Origin of the sequence: uncultured Anaerococcus sp. (genome assembly GCF_963512375.1) — a bacterium.
In the GTDB taxonomy this organism is placed as follows: Bacteria; Bacillota; Clostridia; order Tissierellales; family Peptoniphilaceae; genus Anaerococcus.
On sequence record NZ_CAUPMI010000015.1, the window covers coordinates 47,783 to 54,875 of the forward strand.

Here is a 7,093-nt window from a genome sequence, read left to right on the forward strand (position 1 = left end):
GGCTTTTATTTATTGCAAATTTTTTATATATTTTTTTCTTCTTCTAGGCTTTTGATGAATTTATTTATGTCAACCTTGTTGACTCTGCTTATGCCAGAGTGCTCTGAGTCAAACCTATCAGACTCAACTTTTTTGCCTAGCTCATCTTCCATGACCTCTATTACCCTAGACCTGCAAAATGATCCCTGGCAAAAGCCCATGCCAGCCCTGGTTCTTCTTTTGATTGAATCAAAGCTCTTGCAAGGGATGCCACGGTTCATAGCATCTCTAATGGTTTTCTCACTTACCTGCTCGCACCTGCAAACAAGCCTTTCAGGATCGCCTAGAGGAAGGTCTACCTTTTTTATGACCTTGTTGAAGTCTTCAAGTTCTTTATATTTAATAATTGCCTTTCTATTAGGGTTAAAATCAGGGTCTTCTTCAAATACTAGGCCCAAATCTCTTAGGATATCTTCGAGGATTCTTGCCACTGCAGGGGATGAAGTGATACCTGGAGATTGGATGCCTACTGCATTTATAAAACCACTTGTCTTGCTATTTTCAATTATAAAGTCGCCTGTAGATGAGGCAGGTCTTAGACCGGTAAAGGACCTGATAAATTCCTTAAGGTTAATCACGTCATCTTTTACAGATTTTTTGGCTAGGTCATAGATTTGGGCAAGCCTTTCTATGTGGGTGCCCCTGTCGATTTCTTCCTCATCAATTGCATCTGGACCTAGGAGGAGGTTGTTGTGATAGGTCCTTGTAACGAGGATTCCCTTGGATTTTGGACTTGGGGTTTGGAAGAGGACCTGTTTAATTCTAGCCCCAGTTCCCTTTTGCATTATAAGGTATTCGCCAGATCTAGGGTGGATGGTAAAGTCTGTTTCTGTAATCATTTCAGATACCCTAGCTCCCTCAAGCCCTGAGGCATTTATTACAAATTTTCCTTCAAAGTTCTTGCCAGATTCAGTACTTACGGTAAATATATCCCCATCTTTACTAATTTCTGAGACCCTCTCCTCAAGCCTAAGTTCAACTCCGTTTGAAATGGCATTTTCCATTAGGGCTATGACATATTCGTAAGGCGAGCAAACGCCAGCGCCCTTACAATATAGGGCAGATGTGGCATTTTCAGAAACATTTGGCTCGATTTCTCTTAGTTTTTCTTGGTCAATAATTTCTATATCATCAAGGCCATTTTCAAGGCCAATAGCCATGAGTTTTTCAAGTTCCTTCTCATCTTCTTCATCGAAGGCAAGGACGAGAGATCCGTTTTCTAAAAATCCAAAATTTAGTTCTTCATCAAGCTTCTTAAATTCCTTTCTACCCTCATAGCAGATACGGCCCCTAAGCTCGTGGTGGGGCTCGGCATAGCCACCATGGACTATGGCTGAATTGGCCTTGGAAGCGCCCATTGAGACATCATTTTCCTTTTCTAGGACTAGGACATCAAGCTTGTAGGCAGATAATCTCCTAGCGATACTTGCCCCTGTGACACCGGCGCCAATAATTATAACATCATACATAAAAAATCCTTTCTATAAAACCTTACTAGTTCTAAAATTTAATTTACTAATAAGACTTTAAAATCTGATTTAAAGACAAAAATAGAGCGATAAATATTAACCGCTCTCATCTCTAAATATTATGCAAACCTTTTCTACATTATATCACAAGGCAAAATCAAATTCAAGCTAGACAATAACTTGATTTTCTTATAGAAACTATTGTATTTTTGTAAAAAATTGGGAAAATAGATAAAGTTTTTACAAAAAATCCTATTTACTAGCTAATTAAGTTTATAATTCAACTTTTAAAAGTATATTATATATAAGATAATAGGAGAAATGATATGAAATGTAACCATTGCGGTGCAAATATAGATGATGATAGCAAATTTTGCCCTGTTTGTGGCAATAAGCTAGAAAAAAACGATAAGTCTAGTCCAGCTAGGGACTCGGAAAATATCAAAAAGTCAAATATATTTGCGGACAAATTTAAGAAATTTACAAATAAATCAAAACCTAAGCCGGAAGAAGCTCCAGAAGAAAGCAAGGATGTAAATACAAAGCCAGAAGAGCCAAGCCCTATAAAAGATGCGTCTGATGAGGGAAAAATTATTAAGGAAGAAATCCTCAAAGACAAACAGGTTATGAAAAAACAAGACCTAGGTCCAATCGATAGGATGGATAAGTCTAGCAGAAGGCTTGAAAACTTTGGGGAATCTAAGCAAAAGGCCAATCAGAGGTCGGTTATAGAAGAGGTCCAAGATAAGGTCTCTCGCAACCAAAAAGCCAAAAAAGATCATTCTAATTTTTATATAGATAAGAATACAAAAATGGGTAAGGACGACCTTGAAGAGAAATTAGATAGACTAATTGGGGATGAGTCTGTTCAGTTATCAAATATAACCGTATCTGCTGGAATCAGAAGGATCCAAGATAGGAAGAGGAAGTTTGATAGGGAACAATCTTTAGGCAGTCTCAAAGACAGGACTGCAGCAGCAAGGCCTCTTAAGGAAAAAAGCCTAGTTCCAGTAGAAGAAGTCAAGGAAGAAGTCCATGAGCCAGAAAAGGGCAAAAAAGAAGGCAAATCCTTTGATTTCAAAAAATACTTTACAAATAGAAATATAATCATAGCGGTAGTAGTCCTTTTAATTGCAGTTTTGGGAAGCCTCTTATATATGAAGCTCCACAAGGTAGAATATATTGGCCTTAACCTAAGCGATTATATAACAGTTTCCTATGAAGGTGAAGATGGATCGGGCATACCAAAGGCAGGAATCGACCAAGATAAGCTAATAGGAGATTATCAAGATAAGATAAAATATATCTCAAGGGATAATAACAAGGACTCCTATCCGACCCCAGCCCATGAATTTGCGGCGGATTTGGCAAATAACGCTATTTTCCAATATTCAAAAGACCAGGGCCTATCAAATGGTGATGAGATAACAATCATGGCAAACCTAGACAATATAAAGTTGTCAGATAAGTACAATGTCCAGATTACATCAGCCTCAAAACCTGTAATTGTCGAAGGCATAGGGGGAAGTAACCCTAATAATCCAGAGCAAGCTAACCAAGAGGGTGGAGAAGTCGATCTATTTGAGTATATAGATGTCAAATTTGAAGGAAAGAGCCCAGATATAACCCTAACAACAAGCCTAAAAGATGGGGCTCCAGAATACATGCACACCATAGAAGTAGCACCAGCTAAGACAAGTGGCATAAGCGATGGAGAAGATGTAGAAGTAAAACTAAACTTCAACCCTGACCAGCTTGAAGAGACCTACAAGGTAAAATTAAACCCAACAAGTAAGACCTTCAAAGCTACTTCAAGTCAAGAAGCTTCTGATGATAGCTCTTCAGACTTTATAAAATCAACAGCCAACCTAGATGAGGCCATGCTTGGCGATATGAAAGCCAAGGCAGGTGATCTTATCAAGCAAACAATTCTTTATAAAAACCTTATAAATGTAGATAATATCGAATATCTCGGTTCATTTACAGGTTTTAATGAAGATCAAAATGCTGAAATCAAAAACAGGGTATATTTGATTTATGAAGTAAGCACATCAGAAAAACTAGCTGATGTCAACTACCAGGGTAATTTCAAATATTACACCTTTGTAGAATATCAAAATGTAAGCAAGAAGAAAGATGGAGATGGTAAATTCTTCACTGGCGGACCACAAACAACAGATAATCAGATATTCCACAAATTCTTTATAGAAAGCGAATATAAATATTATCAAATTGAATACCAAGGCTTTGGCTTTATTGACAAGGTCCTAGCCCATGTGGGAGGTGCTCTAGAAGGCTTGACAGTCACCCAGGATAACAAAACTGATGTCAACCAGCACTTTGCTACAAGCGATGGGGCAGTTGGAGAATATCAAGCAGATAACCAAAGGCTATCCCTAAAGGCTGATGGAAGCTTGGTATACCAAATAGATAAGGCAGTCCACACAGGCTCTTACAGCTTAGATGGCAACAAGGTATCTGCAAGCATCAAGGGTATAAATGTAGATACTCCAATAAGCTTAACCTATGACAATGGAAGCCTAAAGGCCGAAGAACAAGGCGAATTTAGACAAACAAGCTTCCAAAAAATACAAAACTTTTAAGTATAAAAGGAAATATGGTCAAGCTGTATTTCCTTTTAAAATACAAAATAAAAAGAGGAAATAAATGCAAAATAAAGAACTAAAATCAACTTATTATCAAGTATATCTAGAAAGCTTCCTCGACTCAAACGATGATGGAATCGGGGATATAAATGGCCTAGCAAGCAAGATGTCAATCCTAGGCCAGGTAGGTTTTAACTACGTATTTGTAAGCAAAATCTTTGGGAAGAAAGATGGGAAAACAGACTTTAGCCAAATAAATCCAATTTTAGGAGATGAAAAGGCTATAGTAAATCTTTATTGGAAGGCAAAGAAAAATAGGATAAAAATAATTTTAGATTTTGAAAGTAAGGACTTAATAGAAAGTTTTGGTCAAGATAATTTTATAGATGAATTTGAAAAGATAATAAAAAAATACCACGAATTAGGCATAAGGGGCCTAAGGATCTTAGAAGCAGACTATCTAAAAGAAATCTACCAAGATAAGTTTGAAAAAATCCTAAAAAGCCTAAGGCAAATATGTCTTGACCAAGAAATCCTATTTGTAGGAGAAATAGCTGACCTAGACTTAATAAAAGATGACAGCCTCCTAGATATGGTCTACTATTCAAAGGCAAGTGATCTCATAGAGAAAAATTCCTATGGCAAATTTTATAAGCTTCTAGATAGCTTGCAAAACAATATAAAGGATAAGGACATCCACTATGGTCTAGACCTTACAAATACATCTTACCCAAGAATAATGGATAAAATCTTAGGAGAGACAGGCGACACCCTAGCCTTATCCAAGGCCCTAGCCATAATGATGATAACAATGGGCATAGTTCCAATCTTCTACCAAGGCGAAGAAATAGAAGCTAAGGCAGAATATGAGCTTGATATAGAAAAGATAAAAGATTCAGAAATCAAAGAAGCCTATGAAAAATTCTTAGAAAGTGGTCTTAGTAAAGAAGAAGCTATAGAGAAAACCAAAAGGGAAACAAATTTATCAAGTAAGCTTCCAATGAGATGGGACAGCACAGCCCTAGGTGGTTTTTCAAAAGTAGAAAATTATTATGGAGACATGGTAAATCTAGACAATAATTATAAAGACTACCTAAAAGATGCTGACTCCTTCATCTTTTACCTAAACGAATTAATAATGCTAAGAAAAAGAGAATCAGCCTTTGGTCTAGGAGATTACAAAAAAATCTTCCTCGATGATTCAGTCTATGTCTACAAAAAATCCTACAAGGACACAACTTATCTAATCCTAATAAACCTAACAGATGATTTTTACGAACTAGATGAAAAAATCTCAGCGATGATGGAAGATGGGGAAGTTATCCTAAATAACAACCAAGACTACGAGCCAGAAATCTTAGATGCCTACCAGGCCCTATTAATAAAATTATAAAAACTCATGAAATTAGAAAACACAAGCCAAGGAATTTTTGCCTAGCTTGTGTTTTTATTTAAAAATATTTTAGGATAGAATTGGCTAATTCCTGTCTTCTTCCAACTTAAAAATTATCATCTTATTATCATCTATGTAAAGATTAATGGTTTTTCCTCCATCTAGGATTTTATATTTGAAACCTGTGCCGAAATTTGATTGGTTGTCTTTAGTGGGTTTTGAAGTACTTTCAACTTCAGAATCAATTTCTCCATCAAAATCTGTCACCTCATCGTAGATTTTCTTTTCTCCTGAATATAAATAGAGCTTATCATTAATAACGATCATAGGAATCAAATCCCACTTTACATTCTCATTAGGATCCTTATTAATTTCGTTGTTATTTGTACTATTAGAACAAGCTGTTATGGTAAAAATCGTTAAAAGTAGAAATAGAAGTTTTTTCATAGATACCTCCTTAATTCAATGATGATAACGATATCAAAGTTATATAAATATTGTATTTCAAACTCTAAAAAAGGCAAGAAGATTAAAATTAAGAAAGATTGAAATAAGCACATATAGTATATATAATGTAAATATAAAAAATAGAGGTAAACAGTGGAAATTAGCAGTGAAATTAAAGAAATATTCAATATAGAGATAGAAAATGATAAGATAATTTATTCAAAAGAAGGATTATATAAACATATATCTAAAAGAAACCATAATGATGTTATTAAATATTTTAGTCACCTTTATAATATTATTAATAATCCTGATTATGTAGGTATGAATATCAGGAATAGTTCTCCTAGCTTTGAATATGTAAAATGTTACGAAGACAATGTTTTAGTAGCTGTAAAACTAAACAAGAAAAAAGGCTTTTTTTATATTGCAAGTATGTACATTATAACAAACTCTAAACTGGAGTCTAGAATTAATAGTGGAAGGCTTAAGAGCTTGCATTAATATTATAAGATGATATAATGATAGTACTAAATTAGTTAAGGGTAGAAAGGTTCCTACCGCACCTGAAAGGGTATCTGAGATGTTGAGTACACCGTTCAACTAACTAATTTTACTATTTATAAGAGTGGCTTCGGTCACTCTTTTACTTTGTCTTGAAATTAAAGATTATAGACTCTATTGTTGATTTTTAGATAAAAAAATAAGCAACCATTACTGATTGCTTTCATTTGGTCGTACGAAAACCCGTTTGCTTCGCAAACTCTTCCGTGCTGAGAAAACCGCTTACTCCGTAAGCTTTTCGAATACCCGACCTTGCGGTCTATTTCGCACTCTCGTGCTCTGTATTCGGCGTAAATAGCCAAAATCAATGGCTATTTACGTGTGCTACCGCACTGATTTTTCTCCTTAAACATCCAAAGTAGCTTTGCATAAGACATTCCATGATTCGCTTTTCAAGCTCATCAGGATATGTCTATAAATGGATGTTTAAGTGCACTAGTTTTCGGCATAAAGGCCCCAAATCAAGGGGGCTTTATGGGTAAAAGGATTACATCCTTTCTTATATAGTTTGTTTTTTAGGCACAAAAACCTGCTAACAAAAGTCAAGGAGAAAAGGAAATTAATTTTACTTTTCT

5 protein-coding genes are annotated in these 7,093 nt (G+C 35.4%); 3 read left to right on the forward strand and 2 right to left on the reverse strand.

The window, feature by feature from the left end; all coding sequences use genetic code 11:
• Positions 1-23 precede the first annotated feature (23 nt).
• Positions 24-1,508 (reverse strand): NAD(P)/FAD-dependent oxidoreductase, encoded by a 1,485-nt coding sequence (locus RRB46_RS07475; RefSeq protein WP_311538056.1) that lies wholly within the window; start codon positions 1,506-1,508, stop codon positions 24-26.
• 326 nt (positions 1,509-1,834) lie between these two features.
• Between RRB46_RS07475 and RRB46_RS07480 the strand changes: the two genes are divergently transcribed.
• Positions 1,835-4,111: a zinc-ribbon domain-containing protein gene (locus RRB46_RS07480; protein ID WP_311538057.1), complete on the forward strand. Its 2,277-nt coding sequence runs from the start codon at positions 1,835-1,837 to the stop codon at positions 4,109-4,111.
• 64 nt (positions 4,112-4,175) lie between these two features.
• Positions 4,176-5,507 carry an alpha-amylase family glycosyl hydrolase gene (locus tag RRB46_RS07485; RefSeq protein WP_311538058.1) on the forward strand — a complete coding sequence of 444 codons (1,332 nt, stop codon included), beginning with the start codon at positions 4,176-4,178 and terminating at the stop codon, positions 5,505-5,507.
• Positions 5,508-5,591: 84 nt separating this feature from the next.
• Here RRB46_RS07485 and RRB46_RS07490 read toward each other — a convergent pair whose 3' ends face one another.
• On the reverse strand, positions 5,592-5,954 hold the full coding sequence (locus RRB46_RS07490; RefSeq protein WP_311538059.1) for a hypothetical protein: 363 nt from the start codon (positions 5,952-5,954) through the stop codon (positions 5,592-5,594).
• 153 nt (positions 5,955-6,107) lie between these two features.
• Here RRB46_RS07490 and RRB46_RS07495 point away from each other — a divergent pair, with 153 nt between their 5' ends.
• The gene (locus tag RRB46_RS07495; RefSeq protein ID WP_311538060.1) at positions 6,108-6,458 is read left to right on the forward strand and encodes a PBECR2 nuclease fold domain-containing protein; all 351 of its coding nucleotides are present in this window, start codon (positions 6,108-6,110) and stop codon (positions 6,456-6,458) included.
• The last annotated feature ends 635 nt before the right edge of the window (positions 6,459-7,093 follow it).